Here is a 23583-nt window from a genome sequence, read left to right as displayed (position 1 = left end):
GTGCGGCTGGTGCGGTGGCTTCTGCTGCGCCAGTGGGAAGGGTCACACCTGGCGCATGTGTGACTTCGGCTGCTCCTGCGGCATCGGTGGCCTCTGTCGCCTCGGCGGGAAGGCCCGTGCCTGCACCGCCCGTGGGGCCGACCGACTCGGCCGTTGCGGGACCCCGGGTGGAGAGGGGCGCGCCGAGCGCTCGCGTGACTCCTCCCTCCCCTGGGACGTCTGCGGCACCGGCAGCGGTGGTGCACAGGGTGGTGCCCGAGCCTTCCGCTGGGCGAACCGCCGTGGCGTCGTCGGTGACATCGGCCGGAACGATGATCACCGTGCCCTCGGCCCTGTCGGCGACCGCAATGGCGCCCGTGGCATCGGCGCGGACCGCGACTGTCTCCCCGGTCGGGCGCGCTACCCCGGCGGCTCCGGCCGCCCCCGGTACACCGGTGAGAAGAGCCGCACCGGCGGGAGGAGCGGCCTTCGCCGCTTCCGCTGCACCGTTGGCCTTGGCCGCAGCAGGCGCGTCGGTGGAAAATCCCGCGCCAGCGGCGTCGGCCGTGTCGGCCGCACCGGGCGCATCGTTGGCCTCGGTGCCACCGGCTGTGTCGGTCGCCCCGGCTGCACTGGCTGCGCCGGCCGGACCGGGTCTGTCGGTGGGAAGAATCGCGTCGGCGGGAAGGTTGGCCTCCGCCGCCGGGGCTGTACCGGTGGCCTCGGGAATTCCGGGTGCGTCGGTGCGGAGCACCGCGGCAGTGGCGTCGGCCGCAGCGGCGGTATCGGGGGCCCCAACCGCCCCAACTGCCTCGACCGCCCCGACCACCCCAATCGCCTCGGTGCCACCGGCTGCCTCGGCTCTGCCTGATGCGTCGATGGGGAGAGCCACATCAGCGGCAGGGGCCGCCACCGCCACTCCGGGTGCATCGGTGGGGAATCCCGCGCCAGCCGCGTCGGCCGCATCGGTGACCCCGGCCGCCCCTGCTGCCCCGGGTGTTTCGGTGGGCAGACCCGCGTCGGCGGGAGGGCCGGCGTCGGCTGCACCGGCCGCCCCGGCGCAGCCGGGCGTGCCGCTGGTCCAGGAGGTTGCGGCTGCTGCTCCCGTGACCACCTCCGCCGCCTCCGCCTCCGCTTCCTCCACCTCACCCAACACCCCCGCCGCCCCCGCCCCCGTCGCTGTGCCGGCCCCCGCCGGTCGGCGCCCCGGCCGGCCGCCGGCCGCCGGCGCCCGGCGGCGGTGGCGGCCCGGGGTCGCCGGGTTGCTGCTCGGTGCGGACGTTCTCGCCGTCGTCCTGGCCGCCGTGTTCGGTGGCGGTCTTCTGCACGGGCTCGTCGTCCTCGCCGTCCTTCTCGCCCTCAACGCCTGGGCCGGCCTGTACCGCCCCACCCCCATGGCCGCCGCCCTCGACGAACTGCCCCGGCTCGCCGGGCACGGGCTGCTGGGCTGGCTGGTGAGCGGCGGCGGGCTCGCGTTCCTCCTCGTACCGCTGCTCGCCGCCGCCGGCCGGGGCGCCGTCCACCAGCTGCGCCGTGCCGCCGTGCGCGAGCGTCCGCGCCGCACGCTGGTGGTCGGTACCGGCACCGCCGCCCGCCGGGTCGCGGCGATGCTCGCCGAGCACCCCGAGTACGGGATGCGCCCCGCGGGCCCCGTCGACCCGGACCGGCTCGACGCCGCCCTCGGCGGTGTCCGCGCCGTCGTCTTCACCCGCGCCCAGGACGACACCACCCCGCTGCGCCGCTGCTGGGAGCGCGGCGTCACGGTCTGGCTGGTGGATCCCGAACCACCCCTGTGGTTCCCGGCCGCCGCCACCCACCTGTGGGGGTACACCTGCCGGCGGCTCGACCCGCCCGAACGCCGCCCGCCCGGCGCGGACCTGCTGAAACGGACGGTGGACATCGCCGGTTCCGGCCTCGCGCTGCTCCTCGCCGCTCCGGTCCTCGGCGGCTGCGCGCTCGCCGTCCGGCTGGCCGACGGCCCCGGGGTCCTCTTCCGCCAGGAACGCATCGGCAAGGACGGCAAGCCGTTCACCATGCTCAAGTTCCGCACCCTGCGCCCCGACACCGAGCAGGAGGCCGCCACCCGCTGGACCATCGCGGGCGACCACCGCATGAGCCCGGTCGGCCGGCTGCTGCGCCGTACCTCGCTCGACGAACTGCCGCAGCTGTGGAACGTGCTGCGCGGCGACATGAGCCTGGTCGGCCCGCGCCCCGAACGCCCGCACTTCGTGGACGAGTTCAGCCGCACGTACCCCGGTTACGCCGACCGCCACCGGATGCCGGTCGGGCTCACCGGCCTCGCCCAGGTCAGCGGGCTGCGCGGGGACACCTCGATCGAGGACCGCACCCGGTTCGACAACCTGTACATCGAGACCTGGTCGCTGTGGGCGGATCTGCGCATCATGCTGCGCACCACCGCCTCCTGCTTCCGCCTCGGAGGGAGCTGAGCGTGGCTCTCGCCCTCCCGGCCCGGGCCGTACGGTCCGTACGCGCCGCCGGATCGCACGGCACCGTCCTGCTCGCCGTGCTCCCCGTCGTGCTGCTCGCGCTGCCGGTCACCACCCGCGTCACCCCGGCGGACGCCGCCTCGCTGGCGCTGGTCGTGGCCTGCGCGGTGGCGCTGGTACGGCGCCGGCCGGCCGCGCCCCGGCTCGGCGCGGGGGCGGCGGCGGTGCTCGGGGTGCCCGCGGTGGCGTTCGCGGTCGTCACCGTCGCCGCCCCGGACCCGGCGGCGGCGCTGCCGGGGTTCCTGCGGTACCTCCAGGTGTTCGTCCTGGTGCCGCTGGCCCTGGTGCTGCTGCTCCGCTCGCGCCGCGACGTGCGGCTGGTCGCTGTCGCCGTGGTCGGGCTGGCGCTGGTGCAGGGCGCGGTCGGGGTGGTGCAGTACGCCACCGGCACCGGCGCGTCGTACATGGGCGAGAACGTGCGTGCCGTGGGCACGTTCGGTCCGCTGAACGTGATGGGCATGGCCACGGTGGTCTCGTACGGGATCATCGCCGCGCTCTGTCTGGGCCTGGTGCCGCCGCCCGGCGCGCCGCGCTGGTGGCGGCCGGTGGCGCTGGGGTGTGCTGGGGCGCTGTGCGTGCCGCTCGCGGTGTCGTTCAGCCGGGGCGCGTGGCTGGCGACCGGCGCCGCCGTGGGCGCGGTGCTGCTGATCGCCGGGTGGCGCCGGGCCCGCCGCACCCTCGCGCTGCTGCTGTGCGGCGGCGCGCTGCTGGTGGGCGGGGCGGCGCTGGTCTCGGACGCGGTCGCGGACCGGCTCACCAGCATCGGGCAGGTGACCGGCACCCCCGACCAGTCCGTCATCGACCGGTACGCGATGTGGGACGCGGCGCTGGGGATGTGGCGGCTGGAGCCTTGGACGGGGGTGGGGCCGAGGGGGTTCGCCGAGTACCGCGACACGCACGCCTCGCTGGCCCTGTCGGCGGGCAGCGACACGGCGGGCGCGGGCGCGGAGTTCCAGGTGCAGGAGCTGCTGTCGCCGCACAACATGTATCTGCTGCTGCTGAGCGAGCAGGGGCTGCTGGGCGCGGCGGCCGTGGTGGGCTGCTGGGCGGCGCTGCTGCTGGGCGCGGTGCTGCGGCTGCGGCGCTGCGGGCCGGTGGACGGGGGGCTGCTGGCCACGGGGCTGATGGTGTGGCTGACCGTCAACTTCGTGTACGCGGACATCGGCGGGCCGACGACCGTGCTGACGGCGGTGGCGTTCGGGCTGGTGGCGTGGTGGGCGCTGGCCCCGGCGGCGCTCCGGCCCGAGCCGGCACTGCGGCCTGAGCCCGCGCTCCGGTCCGAGCCGGCGGCCCGGCCGGATGCGGCGGTCCCGCCCGGCGGGACGGCCCGGCCCGAGCGGCAGCCCGACCCCGTGGGGCGGCCGTCATGAGCGGTACGGCGGAGGTACGGGAGCCGGCGGGGGCGCCGCGGCCGGCTCCGGGCCGGGACCGGGGGCAGCGGTTCGTCGCGCGCGCGGCGGGGCTGACGGCCGTCCTGGCGGCGGGCGGGGCGCTGTTCGGGCTGCTGCGCGATCAGATGATCGCACGACTGTTCGGGGCGGACAGTGCGACGGACGCCTTTCTCGTCTCCTGGACCATCCCGGAGTTCGCCTCCACCCTGCTGATCGAGGAGGCCATGGCCCTGGTGCTGGTCCCGGCGTTCAGCGTCGCCCTGGCCCGGGGCACCGCCGACCCCGACGCCGTACGCCGGCTCCTCGCCGGCTCGCTGCCGCGCGTCCTGCTCGGCCTCGCCGCCGCCGCCGCGCTGGCCGCGCTCGCCGCGCCGCTGCTGGTACGGCTGCTCGCGCCCGGCCTCGCCGACCCGGCCCTCGCCGTCGACTGCACCCGGCTGACCGCCGTCACGGTGCTCACCTTCGGCATCGCCGGCTACTTCAGCGCCGCCCTGCGCGCCCACCGCCGCTACCTCGCCCCGGCCGCCATCTACATCGGCTACAACATCGGCATCATCGCCACCGCGCTCGCCCTGCACAGCCGATTCGGGGTGCGCGCCGCCGCCCTCGGGGTGGCCGTGGGCGGCGTCCTGATGGTGCTGCTCCAGCTGCCGTTCTTCCTGCGCACCCTCCCGGTCCGCGCCGCCTGGGCCGACTGGCGCGCCGCCCGGCGTACGGCCGCCGACGGCACCCGCCGCCCGTACGTCCTCGGCGTCACCTTCGCGCTCGTCGCGCCGATCGTGCTGTTCGCCCTCAGCCGGCAGGCCCAGGTTCTGGTGGAACGTTTCCTCGCCTCCTCGCTCACCCCCGGCGCCATCTCGCACCTCAACTACGCCCAGAAAGTCGGCCAGATCCCCATGGTGCTGGCCCTCATGATCCCCACCGTCACCCTGCCGCTCGTCGCCCGCGCGCTGGCCGAGGGCGACACCGAGGCGGCGCGGCGGCGGGTGGAACGCGATCTGCTGCTGGTCGGCATCGTGGCGGCCCTGGGCGCGGCGTACGTCATCGCCTGCGCCCCGCAGCTCGTCGAAGTCCTCTTCCAGCGCGGTGTGTTCACCGCGGAGTCGACGGCCGCCACCGCCGCCGTGATGCGGGTGTACGCGCTCGGCCTGCTCGGCCACACCCTGGTCGGCGCGCTGATCAGGCCGTTCTTCTCCGCCGCCCGCCCCGTCTGGTTCCCGCTGGCCGCCATGGGCGTCGGGCTGGCGATCACGGTGGTGGCCGGCAGCGTCGCCGTGCGGTACTGGGGCGCCCCCGGGATCGCCGCCGCCAACGCCGCCGGGATCACCGCCACCGCCCTGCTGCTGATGCGCGGCCTCGCCGGCCGGGTCGTCCCCATCGACCCGGCCGCCGTCATGGCCGGGCTCGGCCGCCTGCTCCCGGCCGCCCTCGCCGCCACCGCGGCGGGCTGGGCCACCGCCGCCCGCATCCCCTCCGCGCCACTGTCCACCCTCCTCACCGCCCTGGTGACAGCGGCGGTCTTCGCCGCCTGCGCGAGAGCCCTGCGGGTCCCGGAGGCCGTGACGCTGCTGTCCGCCGTCCGACGAAAGCCGAAGGCCACACCATGACCTCACTCGACGACCTGCTGACCGGACCGGGACGCGGGCCGGAACCCGGCCCCGAGGGGCCGCACGGCCCCGCTCCCGAGCCGGAGCACACGCCGGAAACCGAGCCGGAGACCGAGCCGGAGCGCGCGGCCGGACCCGCCAGGCGCCGTCACCTGTGGATGCTCATGTACCACTCCGTCACGGTGACCGCCGCCGACCCGTACAACATCACCGTCACCCCCGACCGGCTGCGCACCCACCTCGACTGGCTGCGCGCCCGCGGCCTGCGCGGCGTCTCCGCCGCCGAACTGCTCGCCGCGCACGACGCGGGCGACGCCGGCGGACTTGTCGCGCTCACCTTCGACGACGGCTACACCGACTTCACCCGCAACGCCCTGCCCCTGCTGCGCCGGCACGGGTTCACGGCCACCGTGTTCGTCCTGCCGGGCCGGCTGGGCGGCGAGAACGAGTGGGACGAACTCGGCCCCCGCAGGGAACTCCTCGACGAGGCCGGCATCCGCGCCGCCGCCGACGCCGGTATGGAGATCGGCTCGCACGGCCTGCTGCACCGCGCCCTGCCCGACCTGGACGACGCGACGCTGCGCGCCGAGACCGCCGACAGCCGCGCCCGGCTGGCCGAACTCACCGGCCGCGAACCGGCCGGGTTCTGCTACCCCTACGGCACCGTCGACGATCGGTCGGTGGCCGCCGTACGGGACGCCGGCTACGCGTACGCCTGCGCCATCGACCCCGGACCGCTCACCGGCCGGCACGCCCTGCCCCGGATCCACGTCGGCCAGTCGGACGGCACCGCCCGGCTGCGCCTGAAGCGGCTGCTGCACCCGCTGCGCCGCCGCCCGGTGGAGGCCGGGGCGTGAAGCGGGCCCTGCACATCATCACCGGCCTCGGGGTGGGCGGAGCGGAACGCCAGCTGCGCGCCCTGCTCACCCGGCTGCCGCTGCCCAGCGACGTGGTCACCCTCACCAACCCCGGAGCGGTGGCGCGCGAACTGCGGGCCGACGGCGTCCGGGTGACGCACCTGGGCATGGCCGGCAACCGGGACCTGGGCGCCGTGCCCAGGCTGGCCCGGCTGATCCGGCGCGGCGGATATGACCTGGTACACACCCATCTGTACCGTGCGTGCGTGTACGGACGGATCGCCGCCCGGCTCGCCGGTGTACGGGCGGTCGTGGCCACCGAACACTCGCTGGGGGAACGGGTGATGGAGGGCCGTCCGCTGACGCCCGGAACCCGGGCGCTCTACCTGGCGACCGAACGGCTGGGACGGGCCACGGTCGCGGTCTCGGGGACGGTCGCCGGGCGACTGCGGCAGTGGGGGGTGCCGGCGGAGCGCATCCACGTCGTCCCGAACGGCATCGCCCCGGAACGGTTCCGGTACGACCCGCAGGCGCGCGCCGCCGTACGGGCCCGCCTCGGCGTGCCGGCGGACGCGGTGCTGGTGGGCGGGGTGGGGCGGCTGGTGCCGGGCAAGGGATTCCCCGACCTGGTACGGGCGGTGGCGGGGCTGCCGGACGAGGTGCGGCTGGTCCTGGCGGGCGAAGGGCCGCTGCGCGGCGGACTGGAACGGCTGGCGGCGGAGCTGGGCGTGGCCGGGCGGGTGCTGCTGCCGGGGGAGTGCGCGGTGCCGGAGGTGCTGTCGGCGATGGATGTGTTCGTGTCCGCGTCGACGGAGGAGACCTTCGGGCTCGCCGCGCTGGAGGCCCTGGCGGCGGGGCTGCCGGTGCTGCACGTGACATGTCCGGCGATCGACGAACTCCCGCCCCGGGCGGCCCCCGGCGCCCGCCGGGTGGCGCCGGGGGCCGGAGCCCTGCGGGCGGCGCTGCGCACCGAACTCGACCGGGCCCCGCACCGCTTCCCGGTCCCCGAGGCGGTACGCCACTACGACATCGGCCGGGCGGCCGGGCGACTGATGGATGTGTACGAAGGGGCGCAGAGCCGATGAGACACAAGGCGAAGACGAGAGCGAAGGCGACAACCCGCCCGAAGGCCGGCTGCGGGGCGGTGGCGAAGCGGGTTCCGCCGGGTTCGGAGGCGGCGGGTTCGGAGGCGGCGGGCACGGGGATGCCGGGTGCGGCGGTCACCGGGAGCGCGGAGGGCGCGGTGCGCGGGGCGGCGGCGGAAGCGGCGGGGCGGGGGGCGCCCGGGTCCGGTGGTGCGGGAGGGGGCGACGGCGCGGACGGGCCTGCGCGGGAGGCGGGCACGCTGGTGATCGGTCGGGCGGTGGCCGGTCGGGCGGGTGACGGTGGGAGTCCTCCGGACGAGGCACTGCCGGACACGGGTTCGGAGGTAGCCGGGGCTGCCACGGAGCACGGCCCGGTGGTGGTTGGGGCGACGGGCGGACGCGGGGGGAAGGGCCGGAGGAAGCCAGGGCCCAATCCTGCGGGAAGTGCTGAGGCGGCGGGGACGCGACCCGCTCGGCCGGCGGCGAACAGGTCGGAGAGCGTTGGGGCGGCGGTGACCGGTCGGGCGGGTGACGGTGCTGCCCCTGTGGACGGGGCGCTGTCGGTCACGGAGTCGGAGGGTGCCGCTGCCGGCCTGGCGGGTCGGGCAGGCCGACGTGGCAGGGGAGGCCGGAAGTCGCCCGGTGACGTCGCCGGAACGGGACCCGCACGGGCGGCGGCGGGCAGGTCGGAGAGCGGTCGGGCGGGAGCCGGCGGTACTGGAAGTGAAAGCCCTGCGGCGCGGGCACTGCGGGACAACGGGCCGATGGACGTCGGGCCCGCCGCCGAGCACGGCCCGACTGTGCGCCCGGTGCCGGGCGGTGCCGCCGAGGTGACGGGCGGACGCGGTGGGAAGGGCCGGAGGAAGTCCGGGTCCGGTCCTGCGGGAAGCGATGACGTCCAGAGTGGGACGACCGGGAAGGCGGCGACGACCGTGTCCGCTGCGGACTCCGGCGGTGCGCCGGTGCCCGGATCGACTCCGGAGCGCGGCGGCGCCCACGGGACGGGGCGGCGGGACCCGGGCGCAGGGGCGGCCGGGACGGAGGACCGTGCCCGGGGCGGGCACCGGACGGTGCGGGGCGGTGCCACCGGGACGCCGGTCGCGGTCGTACCCGGAGGCCGCGCGGCTGCCGGTACGGAAGTCGGCGACGAGAGCAGGCACGGGCGGGTGGAGGACACGGAGCGGGGAAGCGGGGACACCGGCGGCTCGGGCCCGGCCGGTACGGGGGCGATGTCGGCCCGCGCCATGACGGACGGGGGCGTCGGCCAGGAGGACTCGGCGGCTGTGCCGGCCGGCGGCCGATCCCGTACCGGGGGCGCGGAGTCCCCGGCGCCGGTTGGTGTCGTCGGGCGCTCGGTACCCGGAACGATCACGGGTGCCGGTGCGGTCGCCCGCGAGCGGCGGCCGGCGGGCCGGACGGAGAGGGCGGTGCCCCGAACCGGGAACGTGAAGACGAGCCTGGTCGGGCCTGCGGCCGTATCGAACCACGCCGTCACCGCAGGGGCGGTGTCGGTCGGCCGGGTGGCCCGGCTCCCGGGTGGCCCGGCGGTGTTCCGGGTGGTGCAGGTCGTCCCGGCCGAGGCCCCGGGGGCAGCGGCGCCTGCGGCAGGCGAGAGCCCGGCCGGCGTGACAACCACTCGCCCCGCCTCCCCCACCGAACCTGCTGACCCGCCCGCGCACGACGGCTGCGGTACGGCTCCGGGGGGCAAGGGCGCCGCTCCGGCATGCCCCGCCTCGCCGGGGGACGGCGAGGGGTCGGCGTCCGGACGCCGACCGGCCGGCGTGTTCCGGGTGGCAGGCCTGGCCTGGCTGCTGTGGGTGCTGGTCGGTATCCGCCGACCGCTGCCGGCCCACCGGGCCGGGCGCCGTCTCGCCCGGTCGCAGCGGGAGCGCCGCGCGCGGTCGGCTCCGGCCGTCCCGGGCCGGTCCGGCACAGACGAGGGGCACGGCTCTTCCCGCGCGACAGCGCCGGATGCCGCCCCGGAACCGGCCGAAACGGAACGGGCCACGGACGAGGAAACAGCGGCGGCACGAACGGAGAACGAACCCCTGGCAGGTCCGTCCCGGACCACCGGCGCGTCGGCGGCGGGAGCGGGACGACCCGCTGACGACGCCCGCCCGGCCACACACAGCGGGCTCCCGCACCCGGCGGCCGATGCCACTGACGGAACGGCACCCGGTACGCGTCGGCGGCCGGAGTCCGAGACGCCCCGAACGGGCCGGCCGGTACCCGGCGTCCCCTCCGCAGGAGGCGGGGCGGCCGAGGCCGGGGCTGCGGGTGCTTCGCTCGGCAGCGCGGAGGTCGGAACCGGCAGGGTTCGGGCCTGGGTTGCTCGCAGGGTGAAGCGGGTGGGCCGGTCGGCCTCGGGCGCTGTGCCGTCCGCAGCGGGAGAGGTGGCCGGTACGGGGCTGGGCGCGGGCACGTCGGCAGATTCGCCGGGTGCCGCCGAGAGCAGTGAGGCGGCCGGGGCTGGTGGACGCCGGGGTGCCGTTGCTCGCAGGGCGACGTGCGTGGGCCGATCGGCCCCCAGCCGTCTGCCGTCCGCAGTCACCGAGCCTGCCGGTACGGAGCCGGCGCGGGCCGGGGAGACCGGGGTTGGTGGGGGCCGGGGTGCGGTTGCTCGTTGGTTGAGGTGGGTGGGCCGGTCGGCGCCGAGTGGTCTGCCGTCCGCAGCCATCGAGGCCGTGGGTACGGAGCCGGTGCGGGCCGGGGCGGACGGCGCGCGTATCAGTGCCCGGACTTCCCCGACCGGGGCTGGCGAGGGTCGAGGCGCCGTTGCTCGTCGGTCGAGGTGGGCGGGCCGGTCGGCCCCAGGCGCTGTGCCGTCCGCAGTCACCGAGGCTGCCGGTACGGAGCGGGACGGCGGCGCGAGTGCGGATGCTGCGACAGCGGGCACCCGGGCCGGCAGCGGCAGCCGCACGGTGCGGCAGCGGGGGCCGGTTGGCCGCTGGGTGAGGCGGGTAGGCCGGTTCGCTCTCCGTGATGGGTCGGCGGAGAGCCGGGAGCCGGCTGAGAAGGCCCCGGCCGGAGCCGGGGCCGGTGTCCGGTGCGCGGCGGGAACAGGACCGATGTCTTCCGTCCCTGTGGACTCTTCCCCAGGGGAGACTGCCCAGGTCGCGGCTTCGGAGGCCGGGGCGGCCGGCTCTCCTTCGGGCTCGACGGTCGCATGGCCGTGGCGTATGGTCCGGTCCGCCGGTGCGCCGTCCGTGGCACGGGAAGCCGGTGCGGGCGAGCCGGGCCCGGTGCGGGGCGCAGCCGAATGTGCCGGGGACGCGGAAGGGGACGCTTCGGTGTCCGGGGCCGTACCGCCCGCACCCCGCCGTGGCCGCCGCCCGGCGGTGGCCCAGGACGAGGCGCGGGGCCGCCGGCCCCGGGGGGTCTCCGGGACCGGCCGGACGGGGCGGGTGGCCCGGGAAGGGCTTGCCGCTCCGGCTGCCAACCGGCACGGGCGCCACCGGCGGGTCCCGTCCCTCCGGCCGCGCGCGGCCGTGGCCCGCCTCCGTACCGCCTGGGCCGCGTGCTTCCCGCCGTTCTCGCGGAGGACACCAGCCGGCGTCCGCGCCACCCGTACCGCCCGGTTCCCGCTGCTCTCGCGGAGAACGCCGGCCCGCACTACCCGCACCGCCTGGCTCCCGCAGCTCCCGCCGGGAACGCGGGCCCGGCTCCGTGCCGCGCGGGCCCGGCTGCCGCGCCCGTTGCCCGTGTGGTGGCCGCTGCTCCTGTGTGCCCTGGCCGGGACGCTGGGTGGCGCGGGGTACGGGCTGGTCGCCGACCGGGAGTACGCGGCCAGTGGCTACGTCGTCGTTCGGCAGGCGGAGGGGAGTGATCCCGCCGGGGCGGTGGGGAACGCGCAGGCGTTCGGCCGGATCGCCACCGGTGACGCCGTGCTGACGACCGCTCAGGCCGACGCGGGGGTCACACTCGCGGAACTGCGCGACGGGGTGCGGGCCGCCACCTCGCCCGACGCGCCGATGATCGAGATCACCGGTACCGCCACTTCCGGGGCGCGGGCGGCCGAGATGGCCAACGCCGTGGCCCGCGCGCTGATCGCGTACGGCAATGACGCGGCGGAGAGCACCGGGGCCCGGCTCACGGTGTTCGCCGATGCCCAGCCCTCGGCCGCGCCCGTGTCCAGTACGCCGCTGGTCCGGCTCGCGGTCGGTCTGGTGGCCGGTCTGGTGGTGGGGCTGCTGGTGCTGCTGGTACGGACGGAGGGCCGCGACCCGGCTCCGGCGGCCACCGCCGTGCCCGACCAGACGGCCCGTACGGACCGTACCGACCGCCCTGACGGTACCGACCGCGCCGACCGTACCGACCGCGCGCTCCGTTCGCTCTCCCCCCGGTGAGCCCGGCCGCCCCGCCGCCTCACTCCCCGTAGTACGCGGCCACCGCCCCGAACGCCTCCTTCGGTTCCCAGCGCGGGCCGGGGTGGTCCGTCCCGGGGCGGCGCTCGTGGACCCTGACCACGCCGTAGCTGGCGAGGTCCAGGTCGTCGCGCGGGTCGCCGTCCGGGCGGTGGGGGTGGTCGTACAGGGCGAAGGTGAAGACGAACGCCGCGTCGACGCCGCCCGCGTCGAATGCCTCCAGGCATTCCCGCAGGTACGCCGCCTGGCCGGCCTCGTCGCGCGCGTACACGTCCTTCAGCCTCAGCGGGCGGCGGGTCGCGGGGTCGTACTCGACGGCGTCGAGCCCGGTCGCGCCGAGGTCGGCGGCGCCCCGGTAGGTGGCGCAGCCGAACTCGGTGATGGCGACCGGTTTTCCCCCGGCCACCAGCTGCCGTATGCCGTCCTCGAACTGCCCGGCGATCTGCGCCGAGCGGTACAGGTCCATGGACAGGATGTCGAACGGCGTCCAGTCGACCTGCTCCAGCGGCACCGCCGCGTACGTGACCCGCCCGCCGAAACGTTCCCGCACCAGCGGGACGGCCTTGCCGAGGAAGGCGTTCACCCGGTCGCCGACGCGGCCGATGTGGTCGCGGATGTGGGTGACGCGTTCGGCCAGGCTGTCGCCCGGCAGGAAGCCGTTGTTCATGAGGCTGAGTTCGGCGCCGGTCACGAAGACCACCTCGGCGCCGCCGCGCCGCACGCGTTCGGCCCGCTCCGCGCAGTCCGCGAACAGCGCGAGCATCTCGTCCTCGGCCAGTTCCAGCGGGTACGGCGAGAACCACACCTCCAGGCCGAGGTCGGCCGCCGCCCGGGCGGCGATCTCCAGGCGTGCGGGGTCGCCGCCCATCACGCGGACCGCCGTGCAGTGCAGGTCGTCGCGGATGACGCGCAGTTCGCGGCGGACCACGTCGGGGTCGAAGCCGTCGTGCCCGGCGGTGCCGTGGTGCACCCAGCCCGTGTCGTAGCTGATGCCTTGGGCGCGCATGGTGCGTCGCCTCCTCCGGTCTCGGTCGGGGATTTAGGGTACGGACAGTACCTTACTTGTGGGCGGAGGTGCCACGTCAGCACAATGGGACGGTACGAGGCGTACCGCACGACGAAGGGGCGTGGTCATGGCGGACGGCGCGGAGCGGCAGCAGACGCGGCGGCGCGGGGCCGCGCTGGAGGAGGCGATTCTGCGGGCCGCCGTGGAGGAACTCACCGCGTCCGGGTACGCGGGGCTGACCATGGACAAGGTCGCCGCCCGGGCCGGCACCAACAAGAACGCGCTCTACCGGCGCTGGCCGCACCGGCTCGCGCTCGGTATCGCCGCGTACCGCCGGCTGGCCACCGCCGTCCAGCCCCCGGACACCGGCTCGCTGCGCGGCGACGTACTGGCACTCCTGCACGGCGCCAACCGCCACTGGAGCTCACCGCTCGGCGCGATCCTGCGCGAGCTGATGGCCGCCGCCGGCGGGGCCACCGAACTGCTCGCGCAGCTCCAGGACCAGTCCGCCGACGCCACCGCCGCCCCGTGGCTGACGGTTCTCGGACGGGCCGTCGCCCGGGGGGAGGCGGCGCCGGAGGCGTTGCATCCCCGGGTCGCCACGGTCGCCGTCGTCCTGCTGCGCAACGAGTTCGTGGTGCGCGGGGTGCCGAGTGTGCCGGACGAGGTGCTGGTGGAGATCGTCGACGAGGTGTACCTGCCCCTGGTACGCGGCCGGGGTGGTCCCGTCCGGCCGGTCTAGGCCGTGTCTTTCGGATCTTCGTGGATCAGGCCGCGTTGTCAGATGCGGTGCATCGCAAGGCGGAGGATCTCGCTCGTACCGGGTCGTACTCGCGAGATGCGACAACGCAGCGAGGAGCCGTAGCTGGCGGCGCGGCCCCGCGAAGATCCGAAAGACACGGCCTAGCCCGCGCCGGGCCGGGGGCCGCGGCCCGGCTCTGGCTCCGGCTCCGGCTCCGGGTCGGTGGTGCCGGGGCGCGGGACGCGGCCGGGGCCGGGCTCGGGGGGTGTCGCCGACAGCGTGGTGCGGAACACCTCCGAGGAAACCGGGTTCTGGAGGCATTGCCATACGCCGTGCGGACAGTAATCACTGATGGTGTGATAAACGGGCTGGACGTGCTCGATCCATTCCAGCATCCGCCGCATGTACGTGGCGTTGTCCCCGTTGCGGAACAGGCCCCATTCCGGGAACGAGACGGGCTTTCCGTGTTCCGCCGCGAAATCCGCGTGGTATTGCAGTCCGTACGGCTGGCTGATGTGCTCGTCGAACGTCTCACCCGGCGGCTGGTCGTAGGAATCCATGCCGATGATGTCCACCACGTCGTCCCCCGGATAGCAGTGGTCCCAGCCGATCGCGTCGGTGCCCCTGTTCGGGGCGAAATCGAAACGGAACTCCTGCCCCGGTACGGCGCGCATCGTGGTGACAATGCGCCGCCAGTACAGCTTCCACGCCTCGGGGTCCGGCGCGCACCGGTGCGTGTACGTGGTGCCGTTCATCTCCCACCCCAGCACCAGCACCGCGTCCCCCAGGCCGGCCGCCACCAGCCGTTCGGCCAGCGTCGCGAAGTGGTGGTCGAACCCGCCCGCCGCGCCGGTGCGCAGCAGCTCCCGCACCTCCTCGTCCGGCAGCTGCTCCTCGTTGCGCTCCAGCATCGGCACGTTCAGGACGAACAGCCGCTCCGCCTTCTCCTGTCGCCACTGCGCCCAGGGCGCCAGGAACTCCGGCCTGCCCTCGATGTTCGACCACAGGTCGCCGGGCAGGTAGGTGTGACCGACCGTCAGCTCCGTACCGCCCAGCCACTCCTCCAGCAGCGCCGAGCGGTCCACGCCCTCCTGGCCCGACCCCAGGAACGCGCCGAGGGACACCGCCGGGGCGGGCGCCGCCGCTGTGGTCGCCGTCGCGGTCGTGGTCGCGAGCAGCAGGGTTGAGGCAATGCCGAGTCCGAACATGATCCGAGATTAAGCACACCATCCCTTGAATGGGCCGCACGTAGGCATTCTGATAGGCCGATCGAGGACGCTGCCGATCGTATGCGCGGGTACGGGGAATGATCAGGGGCATGTCGCCGCTCGACACCCGGGTGCCCGCACTGCTCCTCCGCCTCGACCGCAATCCCTTTCACCACGGTTCGCTCGGTGCCGTCCGTTCGCTCGGGCGCGCGGGCGTGGCGGTCCACGCGTTCACGGAATCCCCCGGCGGCCCGCTCGCCCGCTCGCGCTTTCTGCACCGGGCGCATCCTTTTCCCGCCGTTCCGGCCGCCGATACCGCCGCCGTCGAACAACTGCTGCTCCGCACCGCCGACCGCATCGGGCGGCCCGCCGTCCTCCTCCCCATGGACGACGCCGGCGCGCTCGCCGTCGCCGCGCTCGCCGACCGGCTGCGCGAGGCGTACCTGCTGCCGCGCCTGCCGCCCGGCGCCGCCGAGCAGGCCGCCGACAAGGCCCGCCTCGCCCGGCTGTGCCGGGAACTGGGGCTGGCCCACCCGCGCACGCTCGTCCCCGACAGCCAGGAGGCGGTGACCGCCGCCGTCCGCGAGCTGGGGCTGCCGCTGATCGGCAAGTGGAGCCGCCCCTGGCTGCTGCCCAAGGACAGCGGACTGCGCAGCGCCGTCGTCCTCACCTCGGCCGACCAGGCCCGGCGGCTGTACGGGGCGAGCGCCCGGGCCGGCAGCCGGCTGCTGCTCCAGCGGCGGCTGCCCGGGGGCCGGGACGCCGACTGGTTCTTCCACGGCTGCTTCGGCGCGGGCGGCACCCCGCTGTACACCGGCACCGGGCGCAAGGAACTGGCCTGGCCGGTACGGGCCGGGGCCACCGCCGTGGGCAGCTGGCGGGAGAACCCGCAGGTGGCGGAGGCAGCCCGGCGGCTCGCGGCGCATCTGGGCTACCACGGCATCCTCGACCTCGACTTCCGCCGCGACGCCCGCACCGGCGCGTACCACCTGCTGGACGTCAACCCGCGCCCCGGCGCGCAGTTCCGGCTGTTCACCGACCCGTCCGGGCTCGATGTGGTGCGCGCGCTGCACCTGGACCTCACCGGGCGGCCGGTGCCCGCCGCCCGCCCCGTGCCGGGCCGGACGTTCGTCGCCGAGCACTACGGGGTGCCGGCCGTCCTGAGTGCGCCGTCCCGGGGCGCGGCGGTGCTGCGCGGGCGGCGGCTGGAGACGGCGTGGTTCGCGGCGGACGATCCGGCGCCGTTCGCGGCGATGGCCGGCGGCTGGACGGCGCGGGCCGCCCGCAAGGGGTGGGATCGGCTCTTCCCGGCGCCCGCTCCCCGGCGCGTACCGCAGGCCCTCACCCCTTCACCCCAACGCAACCGAGCGAGAGAGAGCGGCGAACCCCGATGCACGACCTGGTAGTGGTAGGTGCCGGCCCGTACGGCCTGTCGATCGCCGCGCACGCGGCGGCGGCCGGCCTGGACCTGCGGATCCTGGGCCGGCCGATGGCGTCCTGGCGCGATCACATGCCCGACGGGATGTTCCTGAAGTCGGAGCCCTGGGCGTCCAATCTGTCCGACGCGGCGCGTCGGCACACGCTCGCCGCCTACTGCGCGGAGCGCGAGGAGCGGGCCGAACACGGCAGCCCGCTGCCGATCGAGACCTTCACCGACTACGGCATGTGGTTCGCCGAGCGGCTGCCGGTGCCCGTCGAGGAGCAGCACGTCGTCTCGGTCACCCCGCACGGCGACGGCTTCCGGGTGGAGACCGACACCGGCGAGGTGATGCTGTGCCGCACGCTGGCGCTGGCGATCGGCGTCATGCCGTTCGTGCATCTGCCGCAGGCGCTGCGCGAGCTGCCGGCCGAGCTGGCCACGCACAGCAGCGGGCACCGCGATCTGACCCGGTTCAAGGGGCAGGAGGTGGCGGTGGTCGGCGCCGGTCAGGCGGCGCTGGAGACGGCGGCGCTGCTCATGGAGAACGGCGCGCTGCCCACGGTGGTGGCGCGGGCCGGTGCCCTCAACTGGAACACGGTGCCGCAGCCGCTGCGCCGCAACCCCGTGGCGCGGCTGCGGGCCCCGCACAGCGGGCTGGGGACGGGGTGGAGCAGCTGGGCGTACTCGCGGGTGCCGTGGGCGGTGCGCCGGCTGCCGGAGACCACCCGGGTCAAGATCGCGACGACGGCGCTGGGTCCTGCGGGCGCCTGGTGGCTGCGGGAGCGGGTGGAGGGCGTGGTGCCGGTGCGGCTGGGGCACCGGCTGCGGCGCGCGGTCCGCATCGAGGACGGGGTGCGTCTTGAGCTGGCGACGCCGGGTGAGGGGCGGTCGCTGATCGAGACGGAACATGTGATCGCGGCGACCGGCTTCGTACCGGATCTGCGCCGGATCGAGCTGCTGGACCCGGCGCTGCGGGACGGTCTGACGGCGGTGCTGGGCACCCGGGCGCCGCAGCTGGACGCGGGGTTCGAGTCCTCGCGGCCGGGGCTGTTCTTCGCCGGGCTGCTGGCGGCGCCGACGTTCGGGCCGTCGATGCGGTTCGTGTACGGGGCGTCCTTCACGGCCGGGCGGCTGGTGAAGGCGGTACGGCAGCGGCTGGCCCGGCTGGCGAGCATGCCGGGCGGGGTGAGCGTGCCGCGGCCGGCGGAGGGCAAGGGCGGGACGGCGCAGGCTGCGCAGGCCGCGGCGGCCGATGCGCCCGCGGGGTCGGCGGGTCCGGACGGGGCGGCGGCTACGGACGCGGGTCCGGCCGCGGTGGCCGGTGCGGGGGAGCCGGCGGCCGGGGCCGCCGGGGTGTCCGGGCCGCGCCGGGACCGGGCAGAGGACGGTCCGCTGGAGCGGGAAGAGGGACAGGAGGCGCAGGCGCGGTCCTCGGCCGGCTGAGGCGGCGCCCGGCCGTTGTCGTACAGCGGAGCCCCGCCGGACAGACGTCCGGCGGGGCTCCGTCGTGGTGTGGGCGCGGCTCAGGCGGCGGCGAGGGCCTTGGCGCGCTCGCGGGCCTGCTCGTGCGCCTCGGCGCGGGAGGCGTCGGCCTTCTCGATCAGGCCGGACATGGCCGGGACGATCCGGGCCAGGGTCAGCTCGGGCACGATGAAGTTCACGTCGAGGCGGAGGGAACCGCCGAGGACCCACTGCAGGTAGTTCTGCGCGAAGTCGTTGCCCTCCATCGGGGTGCCGGGCGCGTAGGAGCCGCCGCGGCTGGTGACCACGGTCACGGGCTTGCCAGCGACGGTGCTCTCCTCGGTCTGCGAGGTGCGCCCGCCGATGATGACGTGGTCCAGCCAGCTCTTGAGGCTGGAGGGGATCGTGTAGTTGTACAGCGGCGCGCCGATGACGACGGCGTCGGCGGCCTCCAGCTCCTTGGCCAGCTCGTCGCGCAGCGCGTAGGAGGCCTGCTGCTCGGGGGTGCGGTCCTCGGCGGGAACGTTCGGCGCGTAGTACGAGACGGCGTCGATGTGCGGCAGCGGCTGGGCCGACAGGTCACGGTAGATGACCTCACCGTCGGGGTGCTGGGCGAGCCAGGCGTCGCGGAAGGTCTTGGTGACCTCGCGGGAGACGGAGTTGTCACCGTTCAGGGACGAGTCGATGTGCAGCAGCGTGGGCATGAGGGTGGGTTCCTTCGTGACGGCTGGTAGTGAAACACGTACGTAACTGCGGCAAAGTGCGCAGATTCTTCGAGCGTAGCAGCTTACTTTTATTTAGCAACTTGCCTCCTTCCAGTAGAGTGGAGCCATGGCGGAGCGACGGGACGGGAACGACGGCGGCGGCTGTACCGAGCCTGATGACGCGATGACCAGGGTGTTCGGCGTCTTCGGCAAGCGGTGGACCGGCCTGGTGGTGGCTGCCCTCATGAGCGGCCCGGGGCACTTCGCCGTGCTGCGGCGTTCCATCCCCGGCATCAGTGAACGGATGCTGTCGGACCGGCTCAGCGAGCTGGCCGCCCTCGACCTGGTCTCCCGCGAGGTGGACCCGGGCCCGCCGCTGCGCGTCACGTACCGGCTCACCGAGGCCGGGGAGAACCTGCGCCCCGCGCTGGTGGAGCTCTCCCGCTGGGCCGAGCGGCATCTCGTGGACGGCGCGGAGAAGTGCCCCGAGGCCCTGCGCGAGTGACCGCCGGGCGGGTCCTAGGCTGACGGGGTGACAATCCCGGAAGAGCACGAGCAGCCCGGGGCCGGCGAGGCCCGCCAGGACAGCGCAGCGGACGAGGCCCGCGAGGAGGCCGCCGCCACCGAGCGCCTCGACCAGGCGGTCCGGGCGGCCGAGGCCGCCCTGATCGAGTTCGAGATCGCGGTCGAGACCTTCCGGATCGAGGTCGAGAACTTCTCCCGGCTCCACGAACAGCGCCTCGGCCCGCTCTACGCCCGTCTGGAGGAGCTGGAGGCCGAGATCGCCGAGGCGGTCGCGGCCCGGACCAAGGATCCCGAGGACGAGCGGCGCGCCCGCGAGGCACGCGCCATGGTGGCGCCCATGCCGCAGGTCTCCGAACTCTTCCAGGGCTGGCTGGACGGCGACGGCTTCTCGCCCGAGGCCGCGGCCATGCTCACCGAGCAGTCCGTCCAGCCGCCGACCAAGGTGCGCCCGGGCGAGGAGGCCCGCAAGCTCTACCGGGAACTCGTCCGCCGCGCGCACCCCGACCTCGTCGCCGACCCCACCGAGCGGGACCGGCGCGGTGCCTTCCTGGTCCGCGTCAACCAGGCGTACGGGCGCGGCGACGCGGAGGAGCTGCGGGCGCTCACCGCCGAGTGGGACAGCGGTGTGGGACCGACCCCCGAGCCGGCCGGGTACGGGCGGCGCGAGGAGCTGTACGCGCGCCTGGAGTGGCTGGCCAACCGGAAGGAACTGCTCGCGGACGCCGCCGCCGCGCTGGAGGACAGCGCGATCGGCGCGATGCTGCGGATGGCGCCCGAGGACCCGGACTCCCTGCTGGAGGAGGTCGCGGCCGAACTGCGGCAGAAGGTGACGGCGAAGGAGGCCGAACTGGCCGCCGTGCTCGCCGACGGCTGAGGTTAGGCTCGGGCGTATGACTTCCGCGAATATCCCCACCGTCTCCGTCGGTGACCTGCCCGCCGACGCCGTGCTGCTGGACGTGCGCGAGCCGGAGGAGTGGGCGGCCGGCCGCGTCGAGGGCGCGCTGCACATCCCCATCCGCGAGGTCGTGGACCGGTTCGGGGAGATCACCGAGCGGGCCGGCGACGGACCGCTGTACGTGCTGTGCAAGGTGGGCGGCCGGTCGGCGCAGGTCACCGAGTACCTGGTGCGGCAGGGTGTGGACGCGACCAATGTGGCGGGCGGGCTGCACGCCTGGCACGACGCGGGCAGGCCGCTGGTGAGCGACGCGGGCGAGCCGTTCGTCCTGTAGCCGTTCGTCCCCGGCCGGGCGCCGGGGCCGGGCGCCGGTGCCGTACGGGCGCGGGCGCCGGGGCCGGGGCCGGTCAGGGGTGTCCGGCCGGGACGCCGCGGCCCGGTTCGCGGTCCCGCTCCTGCTCGGCGGGGTCCTTCTTGTCCTTGTCCTTCTTGACGGTGGCGGCCGGGCCGCAGTCCGGGAGGCACACCGGTGTGGTGTTGTCGGCCGGCGGCGGGAAGTGCGCCGCCAGTTCGTCGCGGGCGCGCCGGGTGGCGGCGCCCGCGCAGATCTCGGGCAGGCCCTGCTCGCGGACGTTGCCCAGGGTCAGCCAGCGCGCGAACACGCACGGTGTGACCCGGCCGTCCGGCAGCACGGCGAGCCGGCCGTGGCCGCAGCGTCCGCACAGCCCGCCGCACTCGGGGGCGCGGGCGGCGCGGCCCGCGCCGTCGCCCGCGCCGCCCGCCCGACCGGCTTCCGCGCCATCGGCGCCCGCGCGACCGGCTTCCGCCGCGCCGCGCCCGTACGGCCGGACCCGGTCCGTCCCCACCTCCCGGATGCCCAGCTCCAGCAGGTCACGCCGCCCGCCCTCGGCGTGCGCCGGCGGGGCTGGCAGCTCGACCACGTTGCCGCGCAGCGGGACGCCCAGTTCGCGGGCGCGCCGGATGTTCGCCCGGGTGCGGGCGTGCGCGCCGCCCGCGCCCGTGACCGCGTCGTGGGCGGCCGGGTCGTCGCTGTAGTAGCTGAACGCCAGCCGCACCCCGTCCCGGCGCAGTGCGTCCCACAGCCGGGGACGGATGTGCGTCATGTTGCTGAACACCTCCACCGCCATGCCCTCCTCCAGGGCCCGGTCGATGTACCCGGGCAGCCCCGGGTGGAGGGTGGGCTCGCCGCCGATGAACTGGACGTCGCGGACGCCGAGGCCGGCCAGTTCGCCGAGCACCCGCAGCCAGTCGGCGTCGGTCATCGTCCCGTGGGAGCCCTGCGGGGACGAGCCGGCGTAGCAGTGGCGGCAGCGCAGATTGCAGAAGCCGGTGATCTCCAGCCAGGCGAAGCGCGGGTGCAACGGGTGGCGGGTGTGCGCGGGGGTCGGCTGGGGCATCGGTCCTCCGGATGCGGTCACGTCGCGGCGTTGTCACCGCGTTAACGACGTGACGGCGCCCGAAGAGACGCCCGGGCGCCGGTCTGCGCGTGCCCGGGGCCGGGCGCGGCGCGGGGCGGGGCGGCCGGGGCGTTCGGCCGGGTGAATCCGCGGAGCGCGGCGTTGACGTACGCAGGGCGCTGTGCGGCCCGGGGCGGCCGGATGAAGTGCAGGAGAAATCATTTACGGGTGAAAAGATCTTGCCCTTGCTAGCATCTGCGCATGTTCAGCGGGGAGCTTGAAGACGACCTGCGATGGCTGCTGCTCCAGATGAAGTTCGGGCTCACCGTGGCCGAGGACCGGGCCGTGCGGCAGCACGGTATGGACCTGTGGGGCTACACCGTGCTGCTCGGGCTGGCCGAGGAGCCGGCGCGCACCCAGCTGGCGCTGGCCGAGGCGTCGGCCATCGACAAGAGCAAGATGGTCGCCGTCCTGGACGATCTGGAGACGGCCGGGCTGATCACCCGCAGGCCCGACCCGAAGGACCGCAGGGCGCGGATCGTCACCGCCACCGACGCCGGCAAGGCGGCGCTGGCCGCCGCGCGGGGCGAGGTCGCCGCCATCGAACGGATCGCGCTGGACGGTCTGGACGCCACGCAGCGCGCCGCGTTCAAGGCGGCGCTGCGGCGCGCGGTCCACGGGCCGCTGCGCAAGCTCGCCAGCGGGGAGTGGCCCCCGGCGGGGCCCGGGCCTACGCCGTGGGGCGGGGCGGCCCCGCCGGGGCCGCAGCGCTGAGCCGCGCCGCGGCCTCCCGCAGCGCCTCGGGCCGCTTGCAGAACGAGAACCGCGCCAGCCACGCCGGCGTCCCGGCCCCGCCGGGCGCGGCCCGGAACGCGACGGTGGGGATGGCCACCACACCGGCCCGCTCGGGCAGTTCGCGGCAGAACCGCATCCCGTCCGTGTACCCCCACGGCCGGATGTCGGCCTGGAGGAAGTAGCCGGCCTCGGCGCGGTACGGGCGCAGCCCGGCCGCCGCCAGCCCCTCGCCGAGCAGCGCGCGGTGCGCGCGCAGCGTGCCGCGCAGCCCGGCGGCCCACTCCTCGACGCCGTCCAGCGCCCGGGCCAGGGCCGCCTGGTACGGGGTGCCGGAGGCGTAGGTGAGGAACTGCTTGACGGAGGTGACAGCGGCGACCAGGTGCGCCGGGCCGCAGGCCCAGCCGACCTTCCAGCCGGTGACGTTGAACGTCTTCCCGGCCGAGGAGATGGTGAGGGTGCGCTCGCGCATCCCGGGCAGGGCGGCCAGCGGCAGGTGCCGGGCGCCGTCGTCGTACACCAGGTGCTCGTACACCTCGTCGGTGACCGCGATCAGATCGTTGTCGCGGCAGAGCGCGGCGATGGTGTCGAGTTCGTCCGGGGTGAAGACCTTGCCGGTCGGGTTGTGCGGGGAGTTGAACAGCAGCAGCCGGGTGCGCGGGGTGACGGCGGCGCGCAGGGCGGTGGCGTCCAGCGCGAACCGGCCGCCGTCCGGGTCCGGGGTGAGCGGTACGGCGGTCAGCGTGGCGCCGCTGAGCCGGGCACCGGCCGGGTAGGCGTCGTAACAGGGGTCGAAGGTCAGGATCTCGTCGCCGGGGCCGGTCAGGGCCAGGACGGCGGCGGCCAGCGCCTCGGTGGCGCCGGTGGTGACCAGCACCTCGCCGTCGGCCGCGTACCCGAGCCCGTACCGGCGCAGCTGGTGGGCGGCGATCGCCTCGCGCAGGGCGGGCAGGCCGTACGCCGGCGGGTACTGGTTCTCCCCGGCCTGCACGGCGGCGGCGACCTCGCGCAGCAATGCGGGCGGGCCGGCGAGTTCCGGTATGCCCTGGCCGAGGTTGATCGCCCCGGTGCGCCGGGCCAGCTCCGTCATCTCCGTGAAGATGGAGGTCTCGATCGCCCGCCCGCCGCTGGTCATGCGCCCTACTTTAGGCGTCGGGGTTCTTGCCGTCCCCCTGCTGGGCCGCGTCCTGCTGTTCGGCGATCCGGCGGTGCACCTCGTCCATGTCCACCTCGCGGACCTTGGAGATCAGCTCCTCCAGCGCGGTGCCGGGGATGGCGCCGGGCTGCGCGTACAGCACGACGTTGTCGCGGATCGCCATCAGCGTGGGGATCGAGGTGATCTGGAACGCGGCGGCCAGCTCCTGCTGCGCCTCGGTGTCGACCTTGCCGAACATGATGTCGTCGTGCCGGCCGGCCGCTTCCTCGAAGACGGGCGCGAACTGGCGGCACGGGCCGCACCAGGAGGCCCAGAAGTCGACGAAGGCGATCCCCTTGCTGGCGACCTGCGCCTCGAAGTTGTCCTTGGTCAGTTCGATGGTGGTCATCGCACTCTCGCTCTCTGCCTCCGGCGGGTTCCGGCTGCCCCTACCCGGAACCCCGGGGGGTCGATGCGTATTCCGGCG

Annotated in this window: 19 protein-coding genes; 13 read left to right on the top strand and 6 right to left on the bottom strand. The window is 75.5% G+C overall.

Going from position 1 to position 23583, the window contains the following annotated elements; genetic code table 11:
* Positions 1-1085 precede the first annotated feature (1085 nt).
* The 6 genes from BM385_RS12690 to BM385_RS27125 all read left to right on the top strand — a co-directional run bounded on the left by BM385_RS12690 (position 1086) and on the right by BM385_RS27125 (position 11772).
* The gene (locus tag BM385_RS12690) at positions 1086-2426 is read left to right on the top strand and encodes an exopolysaccharide biosynthesis polyprenyl glycosylphosphotransferase (protein ID WP_259454209.1); all 1341 of its coding nucleotides are present in this window, start codon (positions 1086-1088) and stop codon (positions 2424-2426) included.
* Positions 2427-2428: 2 nt separating this feature from the next.
* Positions 2429-3856, top strand: coding sequence for an O-antigen ligase family protein (locus BM385_RS12685; RefSeq protein ID WP_093843109.1), 1428 nt, complete (start codon positions 2429-2431; stop codon positions 3854-3856).
* Entirely contained in the window at positions 3853-5484 is a 1632-nt protein-coding gene (locus tag BM385_RS12680; RefSeq protein WP_254791536.1) for a lipid II flippase MurJ, read from the top strand. Before BM385_RS12685 ends, BM385_RS12680 begins: the two co-directional genes overlap by 4 nt.
* 164 nt (positions 5485-5648) lie before the next feature.
* Positions 5649-6341 (top strand): polysaccharide deacetylase family protein, encoded by a 693-nt coding sequence (locus BM385_RS12675; RefSeq protein WP_093843330.1) that lies wholly within the window; start codon positions 5649-5651, stop codon positions 6339-6341.
* On the top strand, positions 6338-7426 hold the full coding sequence (locus BM385_RS12670; protein WP_019432137.1) for a glycosyltransferase: 1089 nt from the start codon (positions 6338-6340) through the stop codon (positions 7424-7426). The genes BM385_RS12675 and BM385_RS12670 overlap by 4 nt, the downstream gene beginning before the upstream one ends.
* 3695 nt (positions 7427-11121) lie before the next feature.
* On the top strand, positions 11122-11772 hold the full coding sequence (locus BM385_RS27125; RefSeq protein ID WP_175542971.1) for a YveK family protein: 651 nt from the start codon (positions 11122-11124) through the stop codon (positions 11770-11772).
* 19 nt (positions 11773-11791) lie between these two features.
* Here the strand turns inward: BM385_RS27125 and BM385_RS12660 are convergent, their stop codons facing one another.
* The gene (locus tag BM385_RS12660) at positions 11792-12796 is read right to left on the bottom strand and encodes a glycoside hydrolase family 113 protein (RefSeq protein ID WP_019432135.1); all 1005 of its coding nucleotides are present in this window, start codon (positions 12794-12796) and stop codon (positions 11792-11794) included.
* Between the two features lie 127 nt (positions 12797-12923).
* Between BM385_RS12660 and BM385_RS12655 the strand changes: the two genes are divergently transcribed.
* Positions 12924-13538 carry a TetR/AcrR family transcriptional regulator gene (locus BM385_RS12655; RefSeq protein ID WP_026047146.1) on the top strand — a complete coding sequence of 205 codons (615 nt, stop codon included), beginning with the start codon at positions 12924-12926 and terminating at the stop codon, positions 13536-13538.
* Positions 13539-13699: 161 nt separating this feature from the next.
* Here BM385_RS12655 and BM385_RS12650 read toward each other — a convergent pair whose 3' ends face one another.
* The gene (locus BM385_RS12650; protein ID WP_093843107.1) at positions 13700-14746 is read right to left on the bottom strand and encodes a glycoside hydrolase family 26 protein; all 1047 of its coding nucleotides are present in this window, start codon (positions 14744-14746) and stop codon (positions 13700-13702) included.
* A 110-nt stretch (positions 14747-14856) separates the two neighbouring features.
* On the opposite strand from BM385_RS12650, the gene BM385_RS12645 reads away from it, so the two are divergent.
* Both BM385_RS12645 and BM385_RS12640 read left to right on the top strand, forming a co-directional pair.
* Complete coding sequence (locus BM385_RS12645; RefSeq protein ID WP_093843106.1) at positions 14857-16152, top strand: carboxylate--amine ligase; 1296 nt, start codon at positions 14857-14859, stop codon at positions 16150-16152.
* Positions 16137-17609, top strand: coding sequence for an NAD(P)-binding domain-containing protein (locus tag BM385_RS12640; protein WP_175542970.1), 1473 nt, complete (start codon positions 16137-16139; stop codon positions 17607-17609). The genes BM385_RS12645 and BM385_RS12640 overlap by 16 nt, the downstream gene beginning before the upstream one ends.
* A gap of 80 nt (positions 17610-17689) precedes the next feature.
* Here BM385_RS12640 and BM385_RS12635 read toward each other — a convergent pair whose 3' ends face one another.
* A complete protein-coding gene (locus BM385_RS12635) occupies positions 17690-18331 on the bottom strand; it encodes an FMN-dependent NADH-azoreductase (protein WP_019432130.1) in 642 nt (213 codons plus the stop codon).
* A gap of 127 nt (positions 18332-18458) precedes the next feature.
* Here BM385_RS12635 and BM385_RS12630 point away from each other — a divergent pair, with 127 nt between their 5' ends.
* Genes BM385_RS12630 through BM385_RS12620 form a run of 3 tightly spaced genes read left to right on the top strand, consistent with a single transcriptional unit; the run spans position 18459 to position 20085 of the window.
* A complete protein-coding gene (locus BM385_RS12630; RefSeq protein WP_026047145.1) occupies positions 18459-18836 on the top strand; it encodes a winged helix-turn-helix transcriptional regulator in 378 nt (125 codons plus the stop codon).
* 27 nt (positions 18837-18863) lie between these two features.
* Positions 18864-19730, top strand: coding sequence for a hypothetical protein (locus tag BM385_RS12625; RefSeq protein ID WP_019432128.1), 867 nt, complete (start codon positions 18864-18866; stop codon positions 19728-19730).
* Positions 19731-19746: 16 nt separating this feature from the next.
* Complete coding sequence (locus BM385_RS12620) at positions 19747-20085, top strand: rhodanese-like domain-containing protein (protein WP_093843104.1); 339 nt, start codon at positions 19747-19749, stop codon at positions 20083-20085.
* 73 nt (positions 20086-20158) lie between these two features.
* Here BM385_RS12620 and BM385_RS12615 read toward each other — a convergent pair whose 3' ends face one another.
* The gene (locus tag BM385_RS12615) at positions 20159-21169 is read right to left on the bottom strand and encodes a radical SAM/SPASM domain-containing protein (protein ID WP_019432126.1); all 1011 of its coding nucleotides are present in this window, start codon (positions 21167-21169) and stop codon (positions 20159-20161) included.
* 261 nt (positions 21170-21430) lie between these two features.
* Here BM385_RS12615 and BM385_RS12610 point away from each other — a divergent pair, with 261 nt between their 5' ends.
* Positions 21431-21943, top strand: a complete 513-nt coding sequence (locus BM385_RS12610; RefSeq protein WP_093843103.1) for a MarR family winged helix-turn-helix transcriptional regulator — start codon at positions 21431-21433, stop codon at positions 21941-21943.
* On the opposite strand, the gene BM385_RS12605 is transcribed toward BM385_RS12610, so the two are convergent.
* Both BM385_RS12605 and trxA read right to left on the bottom strand, forming a co-directional pair.
* The gene (locus BM385_RS12605; protein ID WP_093843102.1) at positions 21900-23096 is read right to left on the bottom strand and encodes an aminotransferase class I/II-fold pyridoxal phosphate-dependent enzyme; all 1197 of its coding nucleotides are present in this window, start codon (positions 23094-23096) and stop codon (positions 21900-21902) included. The two genes, BM385_RS12610 and BM385_RS12605, sit on opposite strands and share 44 nt — an antisense overlap.
* A 10-nt stretch (positions 23097-23106) precedes the next feature.
* Positions 23107-23505: a thioredoxin gene (gene trxA, locus BM385_RS12600; RefSeq protein ID WP_019432123.1), complete on the bottom strand. Its 399-nt coding sequence runs from the start codon at positions 23503-23505 to the stop codon at positions 23107-23109.
* Positions 23506-23583: the final 78 nt, after the last annotated feature.

This window comes from Streptomyces harbinensis (assembly GCF_900116145.1).
Lineage (GTDB): Bacteria > Actinomycetota > Actinomycetes > Streptomycetales > Streptomycetaceae > Streptomyces > Streptomyces carpaticus.
The sequence above is the reverse complement of the archived record's forward strand: the minus strand, read 5'-3'. Positions and strand labels throughout refer to the sequence as shown.

What these genes read in the sequence shown, in the direction of transcription:
- BM385_RS12650 (WP_093843107.1), bottom strand. Translation starts at nt 14,746, where the DNA reads ATGTTCGGACTCGGCATTGCCTCAACCCTGCTGCTCGCGACCACGACC.
- BM385_RS12605 (WP_093843102.1), bottom strand. Translation starts at nt 23,096, where the DNA reads ATGACCAGCGGCGGGCGGGCGATCGAGACCTCCATCTTCACGGAGATG.
- BM385_RS12610 (WP_093843103.1), top strand. Translation starts at nt 21,431, where the DNA reads ATGTTCAGCGGGGAGCTTGAAGACGACCTGCGATGGCTGCTGCTCCAG.
- BM385_RS12615 (WP_019432126.1), bottom strand. Translation starts at nt 21,169, where the DNA reads ATGCCCCAGCCGACCCCCGCGCACACCCGCCACCCGTTGCACCCGCGC.
- BM385_RS12640 (WP_175542970.1), top strand. Translation starts at nt 16,137, where the DNA reads ATGCACGACCTGGTAGTGGTAGGTGCCGGCCCGTACGGCCTGTCGATC.
- trxA (WP_019432123.1), bottom strand. Translation starts at nt 23,505, where the DNA reads ATGACCACCATCGAACTGACCAAGGACAACTTCGAGGCGCAGGTCGCC.
- BM385_RS12660 (WP_019432135.1), bottom strand. Translation starts at nt 12,796, where the DNA reads ATGCGCGCCCAAGGCATCAGCTACGACACGGGCTGGGTGCACCACGGC.
- BM385_RS12635 (WP_019432130.1), bottom strand. Translation starts at nt 18,331, where the DNA reads ATGCCCACGCTGCTGCACATCGACTCGTCCCTGAACGGTGACAACTCC.
- BM385_RS12620 (WP_093843104.1), top strand. Translation starts at nt 19,747, where the DNA reads ATGACTTCCGCGAATATCCCCACCGTCTCCGTCGGTGACCTGCCCGCC.
- BM385_RS12645 (WP_093843106.1), top strand. Translation starts at nt 14,857, where the DNA reads ATGTCGCCGCTCGACACCCGGGTGCCCGCACTGCTCCTCCGCCTCGAC.
- BM385_RS12630 (WP_026047145.1), top strand. Translation starts at nt 18,459, where the DNA reads ATGGCGGAGCGACGGGACGGGAACGACGGCGGCGGCTGTACCGAGCCT.
- BM385_RS12675 (WP_093843330.1), top strand. Translation starts at nt 5,649, where the DNA reads ATGTACCACTCCGTCACGGTGACCGCCGCCGACCCGTACAACATCACC.
- BM385_RS12680 (WP_254791536.1), top strand. Translation starts at nt 3,853, where the DNA reads ATGAGCGGTACGGCGGAGGTACGGGAGCCGGCGGGGGCGCCGCGGCCG.
- BM385_RS12655 (WP_026047146.1), top strand. Translation starts at nt 12,924, where the DNA reads ATGGCGGACGGCGCGGAGCGGCAGCAGACGCGGCGGCGCGGGGCCGCG.